Source organism: Allobosea sp. Root381 (genome assembly GCF_001429395.1).
GTDB lineage: Bacteria > Pseudomonadota > Alphaproteobacteria > Rhizobiales > Beijerinckiaceae > Allobosea.
The window spans coordinates 128,019-145,132 of sequence record NZ_LMJT01000042.1; the positions used below are offsets into that span (position 1 = coordinate 128,019).

Below are 17,114 nucleotides of genomic sequence, written 5' to 3' on the forward strand. Positions count from 1 at the left end.
TAGGCGCCTGCTGGCTTGATCGCCCGCAGTCGATCAGCGTTCGAATTTGCGGGCGAGCAGGATGGAAGAGGTCGTCCGACGCACGCCATCCATCTCCGCGATCCAGTCGATGATCTCGTCCAGATGCGTCGAGGTCGTGCAACGGATCTTGACGAACAGGTCGAAAGGCCCGCTCAGCGTGTAGCATTGGACGATCTCGGGCCGTTTCTTCAGCGCCGCCACGACATTGCCCTGCTGCTTCACCTCGAGTTCGATCATGATCACGGCGGAAAGGGACGCCGTCTGCTCCCGGTCCTTGCCGATGATCGTCGTATAGCCGGCGATGACGCCCTCGCGCTCGAGCCTCGCCAGCCTCCCCTGCACCGTCGCCCGCGAGACACCCAGCATCTTGGCGATTTCCGCCAGCGAGGTCCGTGCATTCGCGGTCAGGATGCTGATGAGTTCCTGGTCCTTCCGCGCATCCGCCGGCCGCGCCATCCCGTACACCTCGCTCGTTTCACTGACGAATGAAGGTAAACCAGCGCCCCCGACCCGCCAAGGGGGCGACGCGCGCGCTCCCGCAGGTTGCCATTCGCTCCTGGCCCCGCCAAACACGTGGCGACCGCGTATCAATGGTAAGAGCATGGACAGCGACCAGAAACGCCTCGCCGCGCTGCGGCGGCTCCTCGCCGAGGCCCATCAGAAGCTCGGCCTCAAGCTCGGCTTCCGGCTCTGGGACGGCAGCCATGTCCCGTCAGCCTGGCCCGCCGACGGGCTTGCCATCGCCATCAACGATTCCGGCGCTGTGGCAGCCCTCGTCCGCAAGCCCAGGCTCGACACGCTGCTCAACCTGCATGTGACCGACCGGATCGCGCTGCTCAACGGCTCGATCTTCGATCTGGCCAGCGCACGGCCCGAGGGCAAGGTCGGCCGCCTCGCCCGCACCATCTCCAAGGGCGCCGTCCTCGACGTATTCCGCCGCTTCGTCTTCGCACCGGGCGCAGCGCCCAGCACAGTCGGCCATCTCAAGGGCGACGCGATCGCCCGCGATGGCGCACCCGCCACCAACAAGGCCAATATCGCCTATCATTACGACGTCTCGAACGCTTTCTACCGGCTCTTCCTCGATGAGGAGATGGTCTACACCTGCGCCTACTTCACCGAGGATCATCGCGATCTGGAGCGGGCCCAGCGCGACAAGCTCGACATGATCTGCCGCAAGCTGCGCCTGAAACCCGGCGACCGGCTGCTCGACATCGGTTGCGGCTGGGGCGCGCTGGTCTGCCATGCCGCGCAGCATTACGGCGTCGAGGCGCATGGCGTGACGCTGGCCGAGGAGCAGCTGGCGCTGGCCCGCGAGAAGGTCGAGCGGCTCGGCCTGCAGGGCAAGGTCACGCTCCATCTCAAGGACTTCACCCAGATGGACGGCGAGTTCGACAAGATCTCGTCGATCGGGATGTTCGAGCATGTCGGCATCGCCAACCACCCGACCTATTTCCAGGCGGTGAACCGGCTGCTCAAGCCCCGCGGGCTCTATCTCCACCACAGCATCTCGCGCCGGGCCAAGAAGACAGACAAGGCCTTCAACAAGATGCCGGCCGAGTACCGCGCGCTGGTGCGCTACATCTTCCCCGGCGGCGAGCTCGACCATCTCGGCATGTCGATCGCCAATCTCGAGCGCCATGGCTTCGAGGTCCACGATGTCGAGGGCTGGCGCGAGCATTACCAGCGCACGACGCGGCTGTGGTGGGAGCGGCTCGAGGCCAACAAGGCAAAGGCCGAGGCCGAAATCGGCCCCGAGCGGACGCGGATGTGGCTGCTCTATCTCGCCGGCTGCTCGCTCGCCTTCGAACGCGGCGGCGCGCTGATCAACCAGACGCTGGTCTCGAAGCGCCGCAAGGGCCCCTCCGGTCTGCCGCTGACGCGCGAGGATCTCTATCGCTGAGGCGTCTCGCACAGGTTGAAGCGCGCTGTCCCGTCATTGCGAGGAGCGTAAGCGACGAAGCAATCCAGGAGCGGCAGCGCTCTACGCCTCCCTGGATTGCTTCGCTTGCGCTCGCAATGACGGCCAACCAAGGCGCGACCGCCTGCTCGAAATGTTATCCCCGCCCCCTGCCCCCGTGCCTATTCTCCGCTCGCTCCGCCCGACCAAGGGGGCTGTCGCGAGGCGTCGTGCGGCCGGGCGGGGTAGCGGTGTTCGTGGAGGCAGCCGTCGCTGGCTGCCGCTGCGAAGGGCGCGCCGCCGCGACGGGCCGAACAGGCAGGCCCGGAGCGGCGGCGGGACCGAAAGAAAACCGCGCGCGGGGTCGGCAGGCGGCTGGTTCCAAGCCGCTTCGACATCGACATTCGGCTGCGGCGAAAGCCGCCGGCCTGCAGGCCCCGCGCATCCCCTCGGATACGCTCCAGCCCGAAAACCCCGCGGCCGAGGCCGGACGGGGCTTTCGGCGCGTGGACTACTTCTTCACGAAGAGGTCGAGCTTTCCGTGATGCTCGGCCAGCAGATAGTAGAAGGTCAGGCGCGACTTAGTCCTGTCGGCCTTCATGTGCTCGCAGATCGCCTTGATCGAGCCTTCGAGGTCGCCTGCCGTCAGCCCGAGCTTCTTCTTCAGGAAGTTGTCGCGGACGCGTTCGATCTCGGCGGGGTCGGAACAGGCAACGTAGCGGGTATCCGGCTTGCTCATCACGAGCGCATAGGATTTCGACATGCCGGCAAAGGCAGCCTCGTTGAGCGGCTTCTTGGCGAACTTCTTGACGTCGGCGAGGTGATCCATCGTTAGCCCCCTGTAAGCCGAGCAACGGCGTGCCCGGCATGTCGCTTGTCGCACGGGCAAACGTTAACGCGCTTTTATCGGGCAGGCGAGGGGCAGGTTAACTTTTCGGAAGAGGCGCGCCCCTCCCGAATCGTCCAGACGCCACTCAGGGCAGGACCACCACGGGAGTACCCATGCCGACACGCTCGTACAGATCGGCGACGTCGCGATTGTGCATGCGGAAGCAGCCATAGGAGGCCGCGGTGCCGACCGACCGCGGCATGTTGGTGCCGTGGATCGCATATTCGCCGCCGGGCCCGAGGCCGATGACGCGCGCGCCCATCGGGTTGCGCGGCGAGCCGCCGGGGATGACGTCCGGCAGATGCGGATTGTCGCGCTTCACCGAGGCCGGCGGGCTCCAGGCCGGATCGACCTGCATCTCCTCGACATACTTCACGCCGCGCCACTGCTTGCCGGCCTTGCCGACGGCGATGGTGTAGCGGATCGCCTCTCCCGGCGCGGTGACGAAGTAGAGGCGCCGCTCCCCCGTCCGGATGACGATCGTGCCGGGATGGTAGCGGGCGTCCCGCAACTCCACCATCTCGCGCGCCAAAGCCGGGCCGCCGGAGAGCGAGAGCGGCAGCGCTACCGTCGCCGCGGCCAGCAAGATGTCGATCGAACGCCTGCCCATGAGCCGAACCTTCCGCATGAAGCACAGGCGGCAGGTTTGGGGCCGAGGCCCTGAATCGACGGTTGAACAACGTGGTGAAGCGTCGATTCAGAATGAATCGGCGGTGAAGCCCTCCCCGCCCTGCCTTGCCGGCCTCAGGCGGCAGGGCTGACCCGATGCTGTTGCGGCAGCAGGAAGGGCAGGCCGGGCGACGGGGCGCGGCCGAGCGAGAGATTGACCTTGAAGACCTGGCGCAGCAGCGCGTCGTCCAGCGTCCTCGCCGGTGCGCCCTGGGCGATGATCCGGCCCTGGTCCATCACCACGAGATGGTCGGCATAGGTCACGGCGAGGTTGAGGTCGTGCAGCACGATCAGCACCGCGACGCCGCGCGAGGCGATGTTGCGCGCCATGTCGAGCAGCGCGAGCTGGTGGCAGAGGTCGAGGCTCGCGATCGGCTCGTCGAGGAACAGCGCCTGCCGGCTGGCGATGCTGCGGCCGGCCTCGATCTGGCAAAGCACCCGGGCGAACTGCACGCGCTGCTGCTCGCCGCCGGACAGGGTCTGGTAGCGTCGCGCGGCGAGATCGAGCACGCCCGCCGCCGCCAGGCATTCACCGACCAGCGCCTCGCGACGCTGGCGCGGCAGCGCCCGGCCGATGCCGTCGACGCCGAGGCTCGCCACCTCGTAGACGCTGAACGGGAAGACAAGCCGGGCATGCTGCGCCATCACCGCGCGCTGGCAGGCGAGCCGCCAGGCCGGGATCGCGTGCAGGTTCTCGCCGTCGATCAGGATTTCGCCGGAAGAGGGCTTCGCCTCGCCGGTGATGAGCTTGAGCAGGGTCGATTTGCCGGCGCCGTTCGGGCCGATCAGGATCGTCGTCGTTCCGGGCACCAGGGCCAGCGAGGCTTCGCTGACGAGCGCCCGCCCGCCGGCATTGAAGCCCACTCCCCGTGCGGAGACGATGATGTCATCACCCGTTCCGGCTTCAGACATCGATCAGCCCCTGGCGACGCAGTAGCAGCCACAGGAAGAACGGCGCGCCGATCGCCGCCGTGACGATGCCGATCGGCAGTTCCGCCGGCGCCACGATCAGCCGCGCGACGATATCGGCTGCGACGAGCAGGATCGCCCCGCCCAGCGCCGAGAGCGGCAGCAGCAGGCGGTGGTCGGGGCCGACCGCGAGGCGGATCAGATGCGGCACCACGATGCCGACGAAGCCGATCAGCCCGGCCGCCGCCACGCTCGCGCCGACCGCGAGCGCCACCAGCACGATCGCCAGCGCCTTGATGCGCTGGACCGGAATGCCGAGATGGTAGGCCTCGGCCTCGCCCAGCATCAGCCCGTTGAGCCCGCGTGCCAGCAACGGCATGGCGAAGAGCAGCGGCACGATGATCGGCGCTATGGCCGAGAGCTTTGTCCAGCTCGCGCCGCCGAGGCTGCCCATCGACCAGAAGGTCAGGTCGCGCAACTGACGGTCGTCGGAGATGAAGGCGAGCAACCCGGTGAGCGCACCGGCAAGGGCGCCGAGCGCGACGCCGGCAAGCAGCATGGTCGCAACCGAGGTACGGCCCTGGCGCGTCGCGATCAGGTAGAGCGCCAGCGTCGAGATCAGTCCGCCGCAGAAGGCGCCGAAGGGCAGCACTGCAAAGGGCAGCTTCATCAGCGTACCGGTGAGGAAGCGGTCTCCCAGCACGATGGTCGCGGCCGCCGCGAGCCCGGCGCCGGCGGAGACGCCGACGAGGCCCGGATCGGCCAGCGGATTGCGGAACAACCCCTGCATCAGGGCACCAGAGACGGCAAGGCCCGCACCGACGAGCAGCCCCAGCAGGACGCGCGGCAGCCGGATGTTCATCACGACGAGAACGTCGCGGCCATCGAGCAGCGCCGTGTCCCCGGTCAGCCGCGCCCACAGGATCTCGGCCACGCGCCCGGGCGCGATCGCGATCGCCCCCTGCCCTACGGCGACCAGCGCCAGCAGCACACAGCCGAGCGCCAGCCCGACCACGGCGAAGACGGCGAGCCGGCGTCGCCCCGCGACCAGCGAGGCAAGGCCGGCTGACAGCGCCGGCACGGGAGGCGATGCGAGTGTCACGGGGCGTTCGCGGTCTTCAGTTGCGGCACGGCGGCCTCGGGGTAGATCGCCGCCATCAGGTCGCGGGCGGCGAGCGGCGTGCGCGGGCCGAAGCCGAGCAGATAGAGCCCGTCCATGCGCGTCAGCCGCTTGTCCTTCGCGGCCGGCGTCTCGGCGAAGGCCGGCATCGCGAAGACCTCCTCGGCGGTCGGGTTGTGGGCGCTGCTGTTGCGCATCATCAGGATCATGTCCGGCGCACCGGCCATGATCGCCTCGTCGGTGATCGTCTTGTAGCCCTCGATGCCGTCGGCGACGTTGATGCCGCCGGCATGGCGAATGATGGCGTCGGCCGAGCTGTTGCGCCCGCCGACCAGCACGCGGCCGTTCTGCAGCGAGAGCACGAACAGGACACGGCGCTTCTTGGAAATGGCGCTGCGCAGCGTCGCGAGTTCGTCGAAGCGTGCCCGCGTCTGGGCGGCGAGACGCGAGGCGGGCTCGGCCACGCCAAGCACGGCGCCGATCGCCTCGATCTTCGCCGCCACGCCCTCGGCGCTGGTGTCGTCCGATATGCGGGCGATCTTCACCCCCGACTCCTCCAGCAGCGAGACCGCGCCGGGCGGTCCCGCGCCGTCGACCACCATCACCAGCGTGGGCTTGAGCGAAAGCACGCCTTCGGCCGAAAGGGCGCGGACATAGCCGACGCTCGGCTTGTCGCGCAGCGCATCCGCCGGGAACTGGCTCGTGGTGTCGACGCCGACGACGCGGTCCTGCAGGCCGAGCGCATAGATCACTTCCGTGATCACACCGCCAACCGAGACGATGCGCTCCGGTGCCTGGGCCAGGGCTAGGCGCGGAAAGCCCGCCACGAGGCCGCCGGCGGCGAGCAGCGTCAAGCCGATCGCAGCCGTGAGCTCACGCCTGTCGGGTTGCCGGGAACGGCCTGCCGGGCTGGCGGCATGGGCGACCATGAGCGGTTCTCCTGATAGCCGGCGAGGCGGCTTCCACCGGAGGGAAAACCAGCAACTCGACGGAAATTTTGAGCATTCGCCCAAGTAAATCCAGTTTTTAATTATTAAAAACTGAGAAAATGCTCAGGCATTGTTGACGGTGATATTCAGCTTTACTAGAAGCGGTCAAGGGCAATGCGGTGGTGGCGATGGGGCATGCCGCCGTAGCCCCCGCCAAGCCGGGCGCGATCGCGACCCCGCCCATCAGACAGAGCCAGAGACAGGACAATCCCGATGTTCATCGCCATGAACCGCTTCAAGGTCGCGAAGGGTGAGGAGGCAGCGTTCGAGACCGTCTGGTCCTCGCGCAAGTCCCGCCTGGACGAGATGCCCGGCTTCCTCTCCTTCCACCTCCTGAAGGGCCCGGAGAAGGAGGATCACACGCTCTATTCCTCGCATACCAGCTGGGCCTCGAAGGCGGACTTCACCGCCTGGACGAAGTCGGAGCAGTTCCGCGAGTCTCACCGCAATGCCGGCGAGAAGCGCGAGAAGCCGCTCTTCCTCGGCCACCCGGAGTTCGAGGGCTTCGAGACGATCATCACCGAGATCAACCCGCAGCGCCCCCTCCAGGCGGCCGAGTAAGGCGTCTCATATGTCCATTACCGAAGCTGTTGCCCCGGACGCGATCCAGCGCGCCCGCGACCTCCTCGCCGCCAAGCCCGACGGCCTGATCGAGGCCATTGCCCGCGAGGCCGGGGTCTCGACCCAGGCCGCGCTCGAACTGCTGCCGGCCGGGCAGCGGCTCTTCGTCGCAGGCGACCGCTTCGAGGCCGTCTGGAAGGAGCTCGCGAGCTGGGGCGAGGTGCTGTTCCTGATGCACACGCCCGATGTCGTGCTCGAATGCGTCGGCGCGCTGCCCGTCGGCAGCTTCGGCCATGGCTACTACAATATCCATGGCGACAGCCCGATCGGCGGGCACATCAAGGCCGAGAACTGCAAGGCGATCTACGTCGTCGATCGCGCCTCCGGCCAAGGCCGGCGCGCCTGCTCGGTGCAGTTCTTCAACGGCGCCGGCGAGGTGATGTTCAAGGTCTTCGTCCGGCGGGACGCCGAACGCGCCCTCCTCCCGGAACAGCTCGCGCGCTTCGAAACGTTGAAGACCACATTCGCCTGAAGCATCGGCACCAAAAGTGGCATCCACTTTTCGGTCCGAGGCTAAAGTGAAGAGATCGATCGACACTTCGCGCCCGATAGGGCGCGCGGCGATCCAGCCACAATTACGACGGCATGGCGTGCTCAGTCGCGCCGTGCCGTCCCCGGAGCCTCGGCTCTCTGCAACAGTTCCACGATGCCTGCCGTCAACCATCGGTTAACCATCCGCACGCAGTCTGGCCACTCGAAGGCCGAAAGCTCGTGACCATGCCTGCCGATCGCCCGGCTGTGGCCGGGCGGCACCAAGACGGCCTGCCCGATGCTCCAGCTGTGGATGTCGACGTGGCCGCGCATATCGTCATGGAACGGGCGACGTTTCCGCCCAGCCGCCCCTCGCTGAATCTTGCCGCTGGCCGCAAATTCGTCGCCGACCGGGCGCCGCAACTCCGCTCCAACTTCGCCTCCGCGATACTGCTCGGCCTGCGCTTCGTGCAGGCGCGGCTGATATCGGTCTGGGGCCTCGTCGTCGCGGCGATGTTCTGCCCGCCTTACGTCTTCGCCGTCTTCGCTGTCTTTTCCGCGGTCGCGACCTTCGTCTCGATCGCCGCGCTGATGCGGCTGGAGGCCGTGTTCTTCCGCAGCAGCGACCGCGCACGGCTCGGCCTTGCCTTCCGCCTGGCCATGGCCGTGGGAGCGACCTTCCTCATATTCGTGATCGCGGTCCTGGCTGTCCTGATCGCGACCGGCTGGGTGGCGCCCGCCGTCGCGTTCTTCTTCCTGATCTCGCTCTCGGCCCGCTCGCTGCTGCGCCTGCTCTGGGCCGAGGCGACGGCGGAGGGCGATTTCCGCGCAATCGGCAACAGCAATGTCGTGCAGGCGCTGGTGCAGCCGGCAGTAATGCTCCTGCTAATCGCGATCTTCGGACCAAAGGCGCTGGCGCTGTTCATGGCCGATGCGGTGGGGCATGTCCTGGCAGCGGCCTATCTCGTCCGCCGCCGCCGCACGGCGCTGCTCCCGCTGGTGCAGCCGGCGCTCTGGTCGCTGCATAGCCTGCGGGAAGCCGCCCACCGCTGGCGCGACGCGCCCCGCATCCTGCTGCCATCCGCCCTGCTCTCTTTCGGCTTCACGGTTGCGCCGCTGCTCGCCCTCCCTTATGCGGCCAACCCGCTGCTGGCGGCCCACGTCGCGCTGGCGATGCGCCTGCTCGACATGCCGACGCAGATGTTCGGCACCGTCTCAGGCCCGATCGTGCTGAACCGCCTGCGCATCCAGGCCGGTCCCCGGCGCCGCTTCTGGCTTCGCGTCGTGACGGTCGGGCTGATGGCAGCGGCAGCGGCCCTGTTCGCCGGGATCGGTTTCGGCGCCGTTCTCGCCGACGACCTGCTCGACGGCACGAAATGGGCCGGCGTCGGCGATGTTGTCGCGGTCATGACGCTGTTCTATATCGGCATCGCTCCTGTTGGCACCTTGCACGACATCGCGGCACTGGCGCGCCATCCCTCCTGGCAGATCACGACCAACGCCGTCGCCCTGCTCGCCATCATCGCAGCGATGTTGTGGTTCGGCGCGCTCTCGCCGGCTTTGCTCTACGTGGTGGGGGGCATCTCCGTCGCGCGGATGCTGGCGCATGTCTGGTTCACCTGGACGCATTGCGAACAGGCGCCGGAGGCAGCCGAGCCCGATCTGCGCGGGCACAGCCTCGCGCGCTGAGGCGGACGCGGCTATTCGCGTCGGATCAGCCTGTCGGCCAGTAGCGAGGAAAGGAATCCAGGCCGGAAATCCCGCTCCAGCTTTGCCGGGTCGTAGACGTCCCGGACCCAATCGAGAAAGGCGATTCCCTTCGACTCGCCCTCGACGCGATAGGCATCGAAGAAGGCATCGAGAATACCGGTCTTGGCGAAGCGGAAATGGCCGTAGCGCAGCGACAGCTGCCGCATCGCCTCGTCCAGCGGGCGCTCCTCATGGACGAGCAGGTAGAGCGCGGCGAAGAAGCCCGCCCTGTCCGCTCCGGACTTGCAATGCACCAGCGCCGGCTCCTTCAGCGTCGCGAAGAAGTCCTTGGAGGCGAGGATGGTCTCGCGATCGGGCGCGCCGCGCGAGCGCAGCACGAAGTCGACCAGCGCGATGCCGTGCCGCTCGCACGCCTCGCGCTGCAGCGGCCAGGAGCCGTGCTCGCGCCCACCGCGGAGATTGATGATCGTCTTGACGCCCTGCCGCGCGAACCAGGCGATCTGTCCCGGCGCCGGCTGCGCCGCCCGCCACAGCCGCGGCGTGACCTTGTGGGCGTTGAGATAGGCCAACCGGAATATGCCGTGGTCGACCAGCAGCATGTTGGCCCAGGCGCGCAGCCGCTGCCCGCGGCTCTCGATCGGCCGGTTCCAGCGCGCGATGCGGGCCATGCGCCGGGCATAGCGTTCCTCGTCCGGGCGCAAGCGGTTCAGCACGGGCGGGCTCCGCGTATCGCACGGCTGCCGCGGCTCGAATGACATGTCATGCCGCGCCGGATACCAGCGCCGGGGACATCGCGCAAATCGACAAGCATGCCCCGGCTGCGAAGGTCGGACTTGGCGTTTGCCGCGCAAACCCTCATAAGACGCCCGTTTCCCAATTTGACAGGTTCGAAGACATGCGCCTTGACGCCATCTCCATCGGCAAGAATCCTCCCGACGAAGTCAATGTGGTCATCGAAGTGGCCATTGGCGGCGAGCCGATCAAGTACGAGATGGACAAGGAAGCCGGCACGCTCTTCGTCGACCGCTTCCTCTACACGCCGATGCGCTATCCCGGAAACTACGGCTTCATCCCGCATACGCTGTCGGAGGATGGCGACCCTTGCGACGTGCTCGTCGCCAATACGCGCCCGCTGATCCCGGGCTCCTACATCGCCGTGCGCCCGATCGGCGTGATGATGATGGAGGACGAAGGTGGTGGCGACGAGAAGATCATCGCGGTCCCGGTTCCCAAGCTGACCAAGCGCTACGAGAACGTCCACAACTACACCGACCTGCCGCAGATCACGCTCGACCAGATCCAGCACTTCTTCGAGCACTACAAGGATCTCGAGCCCGGCAAATGGGTCAAGCTTGCCGGCTGGGGCGATGCCGCCAAGGCCAAGCAGCTGATCGTCGAGGCGATGGATCGCGCCAAGGCGGCAAAGCAGGGCTGAACCCTTCTCCCCTCGGGGAGAAGGCTCTCACGCCCCGATCGCCTCGCCGAGCGCCACGACGCGCTTGGCCATCTCGGCATGGAGCAACTCGACCATGCGCCCGCCGAGCTGGATCGCGCCCTTGCCCTGGTTCTCCGGCTCGGCGAAGGCGGCGATGATCGACCGCGCCTGGGCGAGCTCCGCCTCGTCGGGCGCGAAGACCGCATTGGCGAGCGCGACCTGGTTCGGGTGGATCAGCGTCTTGCCGTCGAAGCCGAAATCGCGGCCCTGCTCGCATTCGGCGCGAAACCCGTCCTCGTCCTTCAGGTCGTTATAGACCCCGTCGAGGATGTCGAGGCCGTGGGCGCGCGCCGCCAGGATGGCGCCGGACAGCCAGGGCAGCATCGGCGCGCGGCCGGGCACGAAGCGCGCGCGCGTCTCCTTGGCGAGATCGTTCGTGCCCATGACGAAGCAGGCCAGCCGCGTGCGTGGATCGCGTGCCGCGCGTGCGATCTTTTCCGCATTGACGATGCCGAGAGGCGTCTCGATCATCGCCCAGACCCGCAGTTCCGGCTCGGCCCAGAGCCCGTTCAGCTGCGCGCCGATCTGCTGCAGCGTCTCGGGAGCCGAGACCTTCGGGATCAGGATCGCGTCGGGATTGGCTTCCACGGCGGCGGCGAGATCGTCCTTGAACCAGGGCGTGTCGATGCCGTTCGTCCGGATCACCAGCTCGCGCCGGCCATAGCCTCCCGCAGCAACTGCCGCGCAGACCTGCTCGCGCGCCGATGCCTTCGCGTCCGGCGCGACCGCATCCTCGAGGTCGAGGATCAGCGCATCGGCGGGAATCTCGCGAGCCTTCTCGAGGGCACGGGCATTCGAGCCGGGCATATAGAGCACGCTGCGGCGCGGACGGATCGTCGGCATGTGGTTCTCCTGACGCCGGATGGCTTTCTTGCACTGCACAGCAACACCTGCACTGCACACTAGACGCGAGTGCCATGCAACGTCAGTCCTGCGAAGGGTTGATGAAGGAGGAGGCGGATGGGCTGGATCGCGGGCGTGGATGGCTGCAAGGCGGGCTGGATCGCCGCGATCCGCGAAGTGCCCGGTGAGGGCGAGCCGGAGCTGCGTGTGATCCCCCGCCTGGACAACCTGCTGGCGGGGCGGCCGGCAGCTTCCGTCATCGCCATCGACATGCCGATCGGGCTGCCCGACCGCATCGCGGGTTCCGGGCGCGGCCCGGAGCAACTGGTGCGGCTCCTGCTCGGCGAGCGCCAGTCCTCGGTCTTCTCCATTCCCGCCCGCGCGGCCATCGAGGCGACGGAGTACCGTGCGGCCTGTGGGCTGGCGCTCGCCCATTCGTATCCGCCGCGCAAGGTTTCGCAGCAGGGCTTTCACCTCTTTCCACGAATCCGCGAGCTCGACGCCCTGCTCCGCTCCGAGCCGGCCCATCTGGGCTGCATCCACGAGGTCCACCCCGAACTCGCCTTCGCCACCATGCGCGGCGCTCCGCTGCTCCATCCCAAGAAGATCAAGGGCAGCGTCAATCCGGCCGGCATGGCGGAGCGGCAGGCCCTGCTCCTCGCCGCCGGCGTCCCGGCCGCGACGCTGCAGGCGCGGCCTCCCAGAGGAGCGGCGAGCGACGACGTGCTTGATGCGCTCGCCGCCCTGATCGTCGCCGAACACATCCTTGCCGGGCGCGGAAGGCCCTTTCCCGATCCGCCCGGGCGCGATAGCCACGGACTTCCGATCGCGATCTGGACCTACCGGCCCGCCTCCCCGCCCACGCAGGATACCGCTATGACCGACCGTCCCGTTCCCCGCCCGATGATCGAGGCGGCCGCGCTGCGAATCGCGGGCCATGCCCGCGTGACCCCGGTGATGCGGCTTGGCCGAGGGGCCTTCGGCTCGGATGCCGACATCTCGCTGAAGCTCGAATGCCTGCAGCATGCCGGCTCCTTCAAGACGCGCGGCGCCTTCAACAATCTGCTCGCGCTTGAGGTGCCCACGGCCGGCGTCGCCGCCGCCTCGGGCGGCAATCACGGCGCGGCGGTGGCCTATGCGGCCCGCGCCCGCGGCGTAAAGGCGACGATCTTCGTCCCCGAGATCTCGCCGGCGGCAAAGGTCGAGGCAATCCGCCGCTTCGGTGCCGAGGTCGTGATCGGCGGCGCGCAGTATGACGATGCCCAGGCGGCCTGCGACCGCTTCGTGGCCGCAACCGGCGCCCTCAAGATCCACCCCTTCGCCGCCAGGGAGACGATGGCCGGCCAGGGCACGCTCGGCCGCGAATGGGAGGCACAGGAACCCGATCTCGACACCGTCCTCGTCGCGGTCGGCGGCGGCGGCCTGATCTCGGGCATCGCCGCCTGGTTCGCAGATAGCGACGTCAAGGTCGTCGGCGTCGAGCCCGAGGGCTCGCGCGCGCTGCACGCGGCCTTGCAGGCCAACGGGCCGGTCGAGGTCACGGTCGCCTCGATCGCAGCCGATTCGCTGGGTGCGCGCAATGTCGGCCCGCTGGTCCATGAGGTCTGCCGCGACACGGTCGATCATGTCGCGCTGGTCCCGGACACCGCGATCACGCAGGCGCAGGCGACGCTCTGGCGCGACTTTCGGCTTGCGGTCGAGCCGGGTGGCGCGGCCGCACTCGGCGCGCTGCTTTGCGGCGCCTACAAGCCGGCTCCGGGCGAGCGCCTCGGCGTGCTCGTCTGCGGCGCGAATATAGACCTGGCCAAGCTCGCCACGCTCGTCGGCTGAGACGTGGACGTCGTAAACAGGGGGCGTGGCACGGAGGCTTGCCACCCCTCCGACGTCATGAGCTAGGCTGGGTGCCGCCATGCTCGCGCGCCCCGTGAACGACACGCTCCGGATCCTCCGCACCCTCCTCGCACCGCTCGAGGAGCGGCGGATAGTCGACATCGGCTGCGGGCGCGGCGATCTGCTCAACGCGCTGGCCGAGCGCGGCGCCAAGGTCACGGGCATCGACCCCGACGCGACCGCGCTCTCGGTGGCGCGCAGGACCGCGCCGGGCGCCATCCTGCGGCAGGCCAGCGCCGAGCGCCTGCCCTTCGTCGATGCCGCCATGCATGCGGCGCTCTTCGTCAACAGCCTGCATCATGTCCCCATCCCCGACATGAGCAGGGCGCTTGGCGAGGCGGCCCGCATCGTCGCGCCCGGCGGCAGCGTCATCGTCGTCGAGCCGCTGCCGGAAGGCACCTTCTTCGAGTCGATGCGCCCGATCGAGGACGAGACAGCGATCCGCCTGGCGGCGCAGGAAGCGATCGCGGCTGCGCTCCGCAGCGGGCCGCTGCTTCTGGCTGAATTCCAGGAATATGACCGGGTTGAGATCTATCCGAGCGTCTCCGACTTCATCGACCGCGTCGTGGCGGTCGATCCTGCGCGGAAGGAGCGTGCGCTGCACGAGCGCGAGAAAGTGATGAGGCGCTTCCACACGCTCGCGGAGCGCGTGGAAGGCGACTACCTCCTGCGCCAGCCGCTGCGCCTGCACCATCTCAAGCGCCCTGAATAGGGCATCGTCCAAGAGGCCGATGGCGGTTGAGGGTTCCGGAACATCCGGCCGGATGCGGTGTTGTCCCTTGGTTTTCACCATGCTGCCGTGGCCGGACGAACTGTACCGGCACGTTGGCCTTGTGCGACGCAGCAAAAAATCATATCCCGAGCCTGCCCAAAGCAATCCTCCCCCAAATTTGAAAGGAGAGACCCATGCTGGAACGGCACGATTCAGACTATGTGCTCGAGACGGAGCGCGAGGATGAGATCGAGACGACGGAGCAGGACAGCTCCGAGGGCTTCTCGCCCCGTGCCCATCAAGAGGGCTTCTGGAGCTGACGGCTCCGCCTGAAAGCGCAGACGCGCTTCGCGACAGACCCCGCAGGTACCAGGACGCCGCATCATCAGAGGCGACCCCTGCGCCGCCGCCCACGCCTGCAGCCAATGCTACGATGCGCGAAACCGAGTGTCGGCACGGCCCCAGGCTACGAGATGGAGAGGGGGCGACATCCGCCTCCCAACGGAGGCGCCCCCTCTCCGCAGGCCCTCGCCTGCACTCGCCTACCTTCTCCGAGTGCCATGTGTCGCCTGGCCCATTCCGACATCCGGAAGGCGAACGACAGACCCTTAAATCGGTGAGGCCGTCCGGCCGATGACGAGCGGGTTAAATGCGCGTCACGCGGATCGCCTGATCATGGCACGCAGAGGCGATGGCTGCGTCGCTTTGACAGCATCTGCCGTCAGGGGCGCCCGGTTTCGAGACCTGTCCAATGTGCGGCGAAGGCCCACATGTCGGCCGCCTCGGCGATGACCTTGTCGAGGGGCTTGCCGGCGCCGTGGCCGGCGCGGGTCTCGACCCGCAGCAAACGCGGCTTCGTCCCGATGTCGGCGGCCTGGATGGCGGCGGCGTATTTGAAGCTGTGCCCCGGCACGACGCGGTCGTCGGCATCGGCAGTCGTGACGAGGATGGCGGGATAGGCCTTTCCCGACACGACGTTGTGATAGGGCGAAAGCGCCCGCAGGTTGTCGAACGCCGCCGCCTCCTGCGGATCCCCGAAGTCGAACCTCCAGAAGCCTCCTCCGGTGAAATGATGGAAGCGCAACAGGTCCATCACGCCCACGCCCGGCAAGGCCGCGGCGAACAGATCCGGGCGCTGGTTCGTCACCGCGCCGACAAGCAGCCCGCCATTCGATTCTCCCTGGATCGCGATACCGTCCGGGCGGGCGATGCCGGCGTCGCGCAGGAACTCGGCGGCGGCGATGAAGTCGTCATAGGAGTTCTGCTTGTTGGCCAGGCGGCCGGCATCGTGCCAGGCCCTCCCATATTCGCCGCCGCCGCGGATATTGGCGATCGCCAGCGTGCCGCCCTGCACGACCCAGGCCAGCTGCGTCGGAGCGAAATACGGCGTCAGGCTGATGGCGTAGCCGCCATAGCCATAGAGGAGCGTCGGTGCCGGTGCCTGCACGCCCTTGCGCCGGATGACGAAGATCGGGATCGTGGTGCCGTCCTTCGAGGCGTAGAAGTGCTGCTCGACCGCGATCTCGCTCAGCTCGAACCCGATTTTGGGCTGTGCCCACACCGTGCGCGTCCTCGCCGCGACCTCGTAGCGATAGATCGTCAGCGGCGCGTTGAAGCTGGTGAAGGCCAGGAACGCCTCGTCGTCCTCCAGCGTGCCGCGAATGCCGGCGCTGCCGATACCCGGCAGCTCGACGGTGCCGTCCGGTGTCCCGTCGAGCCTGTGGCGCCGAAGCTCGGTTCTTGCGTCGACCAGATAGGCGGCCATGAGGCGGCGACCGATAAGCCACGCGTGTTCGAGGGTGGCCTCGCCCTCCCGCACGATGTCGAGCGGCTTCGGAGCGGACTCAACGAGATCGATGGTCACGATCCTGCGGCGCGGCGCGCCCTGGCTGGTGACGACGTAGAGGACGGTGCCGTCATTGCCGAAGGCCGACCATTCGGCCGTGAAATCCTCGCCGATCACGGTTCGGACCGTCCAGTCGTCTGCTGTCAGGTCAACCACGCTCAGCATCGTCATCGACGATCCGGGCGTCGAGTGGATGATCAGGTAACGCCCGTCCTCGGTCACTCCGGCAAGGTGCAGCAGATCGGGGCGATCCGGCGTGGCATGGACGAGCCTGTCCTCGGCCTGCGGCGTTCCCAGCCGGTGGAAGCATACCGCGTGATCGGCGACGCCGGCCTGCGAGGCCGTGCCCAGCTCGGGCTCGGGGTAGCGGGAATAGAAGAAGCCCGACCCGTCCTTCGCCCAGGCGATGTTGCCGAAGCGAGCCCATTTGACTTCGTCGCCCAAGGTTTCACCCGTGGCGACGTCGAGCACCTTGATCTCGCGCCAGTCGGAGCCGCCGCGCTGCACGGCGTAGGCGACATAGGCGCCGTCGCGCGAGGCATCCCATTCCGCAATGGCGTCGGCGCCGTCCTCGGACCAGCCGTTCGGGTCGAGCAATAGCCTGTCCGGGCCATCGACGCCCTGCCTGACATGGAGCGAAGCCTGCTTTTTCAGGCCTTGCTGCATGGTGTGGAAATACCGCTCGCCGCGCTTGAGAGGGACACCGGCCTGCTCGAAATCGAACAGCTCCGTCAACTGCCTGCGAAACACATCCTGGGCGGGCAGATCGTCGAGATAGCTGCGCGCGAGCGCATTCTGCTCCTGCGCCCATGCGGCCACCTCGCCGTCGCTGCGGGCATCATTCTCCAGCCATCGGTAAGGGTCAGCGATCCGGTGACCGAAATGGCTCTCGGTCAAGTCGACGCGGCGTGTTCGCGGATAGTCGATGGAGCGCATGGTCGGTCCGGTCCTCATCTGCAATGTCCCTCTGGCTGCCGCCCGCCCTCGACCGCCACAGCGTTACATGTCACTAAATGACATTGTAAATGT

At 67.7% G+C, this 17,114-nt stretch carries 17 protein-coding genes; 8 read left to right on the forward strand and 9 right to left on the reverse strand.

The window, feature by feature from the left end; translation table 11 throughout:
* Positions 1 to 33 precede the first annotated feature (33 nt).
* Positions 34 to 477 (reverse strand): Lrp/AsnC family transcriptional regulator, encoded by a 444-nt coding sequence (locus tag ASE63_RS23995; RefSeq protein WP_056807728.1) that lies wholly within the window; start codon positions 475 to 477, stop codon positions 34 to 36.
* A gap of 145 nt (positions 478 to 622) precedes the next feature.
* Here ASE63_RS23995 and ASE63_RS24000 point away from each other — a divergent pair, with 145 nt between their 5' ends.
* Positions 623 to 1,924: a cyclopropane-fatty-acyl-phospholipid synthase family protein gene (locus ASE63_RS24000; RefSeq protein ID WP_056807730.1), complete on the forward strand. Its 1,302-nt coding sequence runs from the start codon at positions 623 to 625 to the stop codon at positions 1,922 to 1,924.
* Positions 1,925 to 2,432: 508 nt separating this feature from the next.
* Here ASE63_RS24000 and ASE63_RS24005 read toward each other — a convergent pair.
* From ASE63_RS24005 to ASE63_RS24025, 5 genes are all read right to left on the reverse strand, one after another.
* Positions 2,433 to 2,750: a DUF2853 family protein gene (locus ASE63_RS24005; RefSeq protein WP_056807732.1), complete on the reverse strand. Its 318-nt coding sequence runs from the start codon at positions 2,748 to 2,750 to the stop codon at positions 2,433 to 2,435.
* A gap of 145 nt (positions 2,751 to 2,895) precedes the next feature.
* On the reverse strand, positions 2,896 to 3,420 hold the full coding sequence (locus tag ASE63_RS24010) for a L,D-transpeptidase (RefSeq protein WP_056807734.1): 525 nt from the start codon (positions 3,418 to 3,420) through the stop codon (positions 2,896 to 2,898).
* Positions 3,421 to 3,554: 134 nt separating this feature from the next.
* The gene (locus ASE63_RS24015) at positions 3,555 to 4,391 is read right to left on the reverse strand and encodes a heme ABC transporter ATP-binding protein (RefSeq protein ID WP_056807736.1); all 837 of its coding nucleotides are present in this window, start codon (positions 4,389 to 4,391) and stop codon (positions 3,555 to 3,557) included.
* The gene (locus ASE63_RS24020) at positions 4,384 to 5,403 is read right to left on the reverse strand and encodes an iron chelate uptake ABC transporter family permease subunit (RefSeq protein ID WP_244491583.1); all 1,020 of its coding nucleotides are present in this window, start codon (positions 5,401 to 5,403) and stop codon (positions 4,384 to 4,386) included. Before ASE63_RS24020 ends, ASE63_RS24015 begins: the two co-directional genes overlap by 8 nt.
* 83 nt (positions 5,404 to 5,486) lie before the next feature.
* Positions 5,487 to 6,437, reverse strand: a complete 951-nt coding sequence (locus tag ASE63_RS24025; protein WP_082610245.1) for an ABC transporter substrate-binding protein — start codon at positions 6,435 to 6,437, stop codon at positions 5,487 to 5,489.
* A gap of 273 nt (positions 6,438 to 6,710) precedes the next feature.
* On the opposite strand from ASE63_RS24025, the gene ASE63_RS24030 reads away from it, so the two are divergent.
* The 3 genes from ASE63_RS24030 to ASE63_RS24045 all read left to right on the forward strand — a co-directional run bounded on the left by ASE63_RS24030 (position 6,711) and on the right by ASE63_RS24045 (position 9,278).
* Entirely contained in the window at positions 6,711 to 7,058 is a 348-nt protein-coding gene (locus ASE63_RS24030; RefSeq protein WP_056807738.1) for an antibiotic biosynthesis monooxygenase, read from the forward strand.
* A gap of 10 nt (positions 7,059 to 7,068) precedes the next feature.
* Positions 7,069 to 7,590 carry a heme utilization cystosolic carrier protein HutX gene (gene hutX, locus ASE63_RS24035; protein WP_056807740.1) on the forward strand — a complete coding sequence of 174 codons (522 nt, stop codon included), beginning with the start codon at positions 7,069 to 7,071 and terminating at the stop codon, positions 7,588 to 7,590.
* Positions 7,591 to 7,829: 239 nt separating this feature from the next.
* Entirely contained in the window at positions 7,830 to 9,278 is a 1,449-nt protein-coding gene (locus ASE63_RS24045) for a hypothetical protein (protein ID WP_156410577.1), read from the forward strand.
* Between the two features lie 11 nt (positions 9,279 to 9,289).
* Here ASE63_RS24045 and ASE63_RS24050 read toward each other — a convergent pair whose 3' ends face one another.
* Positions 9,290 to 10,012 carry a sulfur transferase domain-containing protein gene (locus tag ASE63_RS24050; RefSeq protein ID WP_056807746.1) on the reverse strand — a complete coding sequence of 241 codons (723 nt, stop codon included), beginning with the start codon at positions 10,010 to 10,012 and terminating at the stop codon, positions 9,290 to 9,292.
* A gap of 182 nt (positions 10,013 to 10,194) precedes the next feature.
* On the opposite strand from ASE63_RS24050, the gene ppa reads away from it, so the two are divergent.
* Positions 10,195 to 10,734 (forward strand): inorganic diphosphatase, encoded by a 540-nt coding sequence (ppa, locus tag ASE63_RS24055; protein WP_056807748.1) that lies wholly within the window; start codon positions 10,195 to 10,197, stop codon positions 10,732 to 10,734.
* 27 nt (positions 10,735 to 10,761) lie between these two features.
* Here ppa and ASE63_RS24060 read toward each other — a convergent pair whose 3' ends face one another.
* The gene (locus ASE63_RS24060) at positions 10,762 to 11,637 is read right to left on the reverse strand and encodes a CoA ester lyase (protein WP_056807749.1); all 876 of its coding nucleotides are present in this window, start codon (positions 11,635 to 11,637) and stop codon (positions 10,762 to 10,764) included.
* Between the two features lie 117 nt (positions 11,638 to 11,754).
* Here ASE63_RS24060 and ASE63_RS28845 point away from each other — a divergent pair, with 117 nt between their 5' ends.
* From ASE63_RS28845 to ASE63_RS28785, 3 genes are all read left to right on the forward strand, one after another.
* Positions 11,755 to 13,467: a serine/threonine dehydratase gene (locus ASE63_RS28845; RefSeq protein ID WP_082610247.1), complete on the forward strand. Its 1,713-nt coding sequence runs from the start codon at positions 11,755 to 11,757 to the stop codon at positions 13,465 to 13,467.
* Positions 13,468 to 13,546: 79 nt separating this feature from the next.
* The gene (locus ASE63_RS24070; protein ID WP_056807751.1) at positions 13,547 to 14,239 is read left to right on the forward strand and encodes a class I SAM-dependent methyltransferase; all 693 of its coding nucleotides are present in this window, start codon (positions 13,547 to 13,549) and stop codon (positions 14,237 to 14,239) included.
* A 194-nt stretch (positions 14,240 to 14,433) separates the two neighbouring features.
* The gene (locus tag ASE63_RS28785) at positions 14,434 to 14,559 is read left to right on the forward strand and encodes a hypothetical protein (RefSeq protein WP_280137463.1); all 126 of its coding nucleotides are present in this window, start codon (positions 14,434 to 14,436) and stop codon (positions 14,557 to 14,559) included.
* A 401-nt stretch (positions 14,560 to 14,960) separates the two neighbouring features.
* On the opposite strand, the gene ASE63_RS24075 is transcribed toward ASE63_RS28785, so the two are convergent.
* A complete protein-coding gene (locus ASE63_RS24075; protein ID WP_056807752.1) occupies positions 14,961 to 17,039 on the reverse strand; it encodes a prolyl oligopeptidase family serine peptidase in 2,079 nt (692 codons plus the stop codon).
* Between the last annotated feature and the right edge of the window lie 75 nt (positions 17,040 to 17,114).

Coding starts and splice junctions, on each gene's coding strand:
- ASE63_RS23995 (WP_056807728.1), bottom strand. CDS start 477: ATGGCGCGGCCGGCGGATGCGCGGAAGGACCAGGAACTCATCAGCATC.
- ASE63_RS24000 (WP_056807730.1), top strand. CDS start 623: ATGGACAGCGACCAGAAACGCCTCGCCGCGCTGCGGCGGCTCCTCGCC.
- ASE63_RS24005 (WP_056807732.1), bottom strand. CDS start 2,750: ATGGATCACCTCGCCGACGTCAAGAAGTTCGCCAAGAAGCCGCTCAAC.
- ASE63_RS24010 (WP_056807734.1), bottom strand. CDS start 3,420: ATGGGCAGGCGTTCGATCGACATCTTGCTGGCCGCGGCGACGGTAGCG.
- ASE63_RS24015 (WP_056807736.1), bottom strand. CDS start 4,391: ATGTCTGAAGCCGGAACGGGTGATGACATCATCGTCTCCGCACGGGGA.
- ASE63_RS24025 (WP_082610245.1), bottom strand. CDS start 6,437: ATGGTCGCCCATGCCGCCAGCCCGGCAGGCCGTTCCCGGCAACCCGAC.
- ASE63_RS24030 (WP_056807738.1), top strand. CDS start 6,711: ATGTTCATCGCCATGAACCGCTTCAAGGTCGCGAAGGGTGAGGAGGCA.
- hutX (WP_056807740.1), top strand. CDS start 7,069: ATGTCCATTACCGAAGCTGTTGCCCCGGACGCGATCCAGCGCGCCCGC.
- ppa (WP_056807748.1), top strand. CDS start 10,195: ATGCGCCTTGACGCCATCTCCATCGGCAAGAATCCTCCCGACGAAGTC.
- ASE63_RS24060 (WP_056807749.1), bottom strand. CDS start 11,637: ATGCCGACGATCCGTCCGCGCCGCAGCGTGCTCTATATGCCCGGCTCG.
- ASE63_RS28845 (WP_082610247.1), top strand. CDS start 11,755: ATGGGCTGGATCGCGGGCGTGGATGGCTGCAAGGCGGGCTGGATCGCC.
- ASE63_RS24070 (WP_056807751.1), top strand. CDS start 13,547: ATGCTCGCGCGCCCCGTGAACGACACGCTCCGGATCCTCCGCACCCTC.
- ASE63_RS28785 (WP_280137463.1), top strand. CDS start 14,434: ATGCTGGAACGGCACGATTCAGACTATGTGCTCGAGACGGAGCGCGAG.
- ASE63_RS24075 (WP_056807752.1), bottom strand. CDS start 17,039: ATGAGGACCGGACCGACCATGCGCTCCATCGACTATCCGCGAACACGC.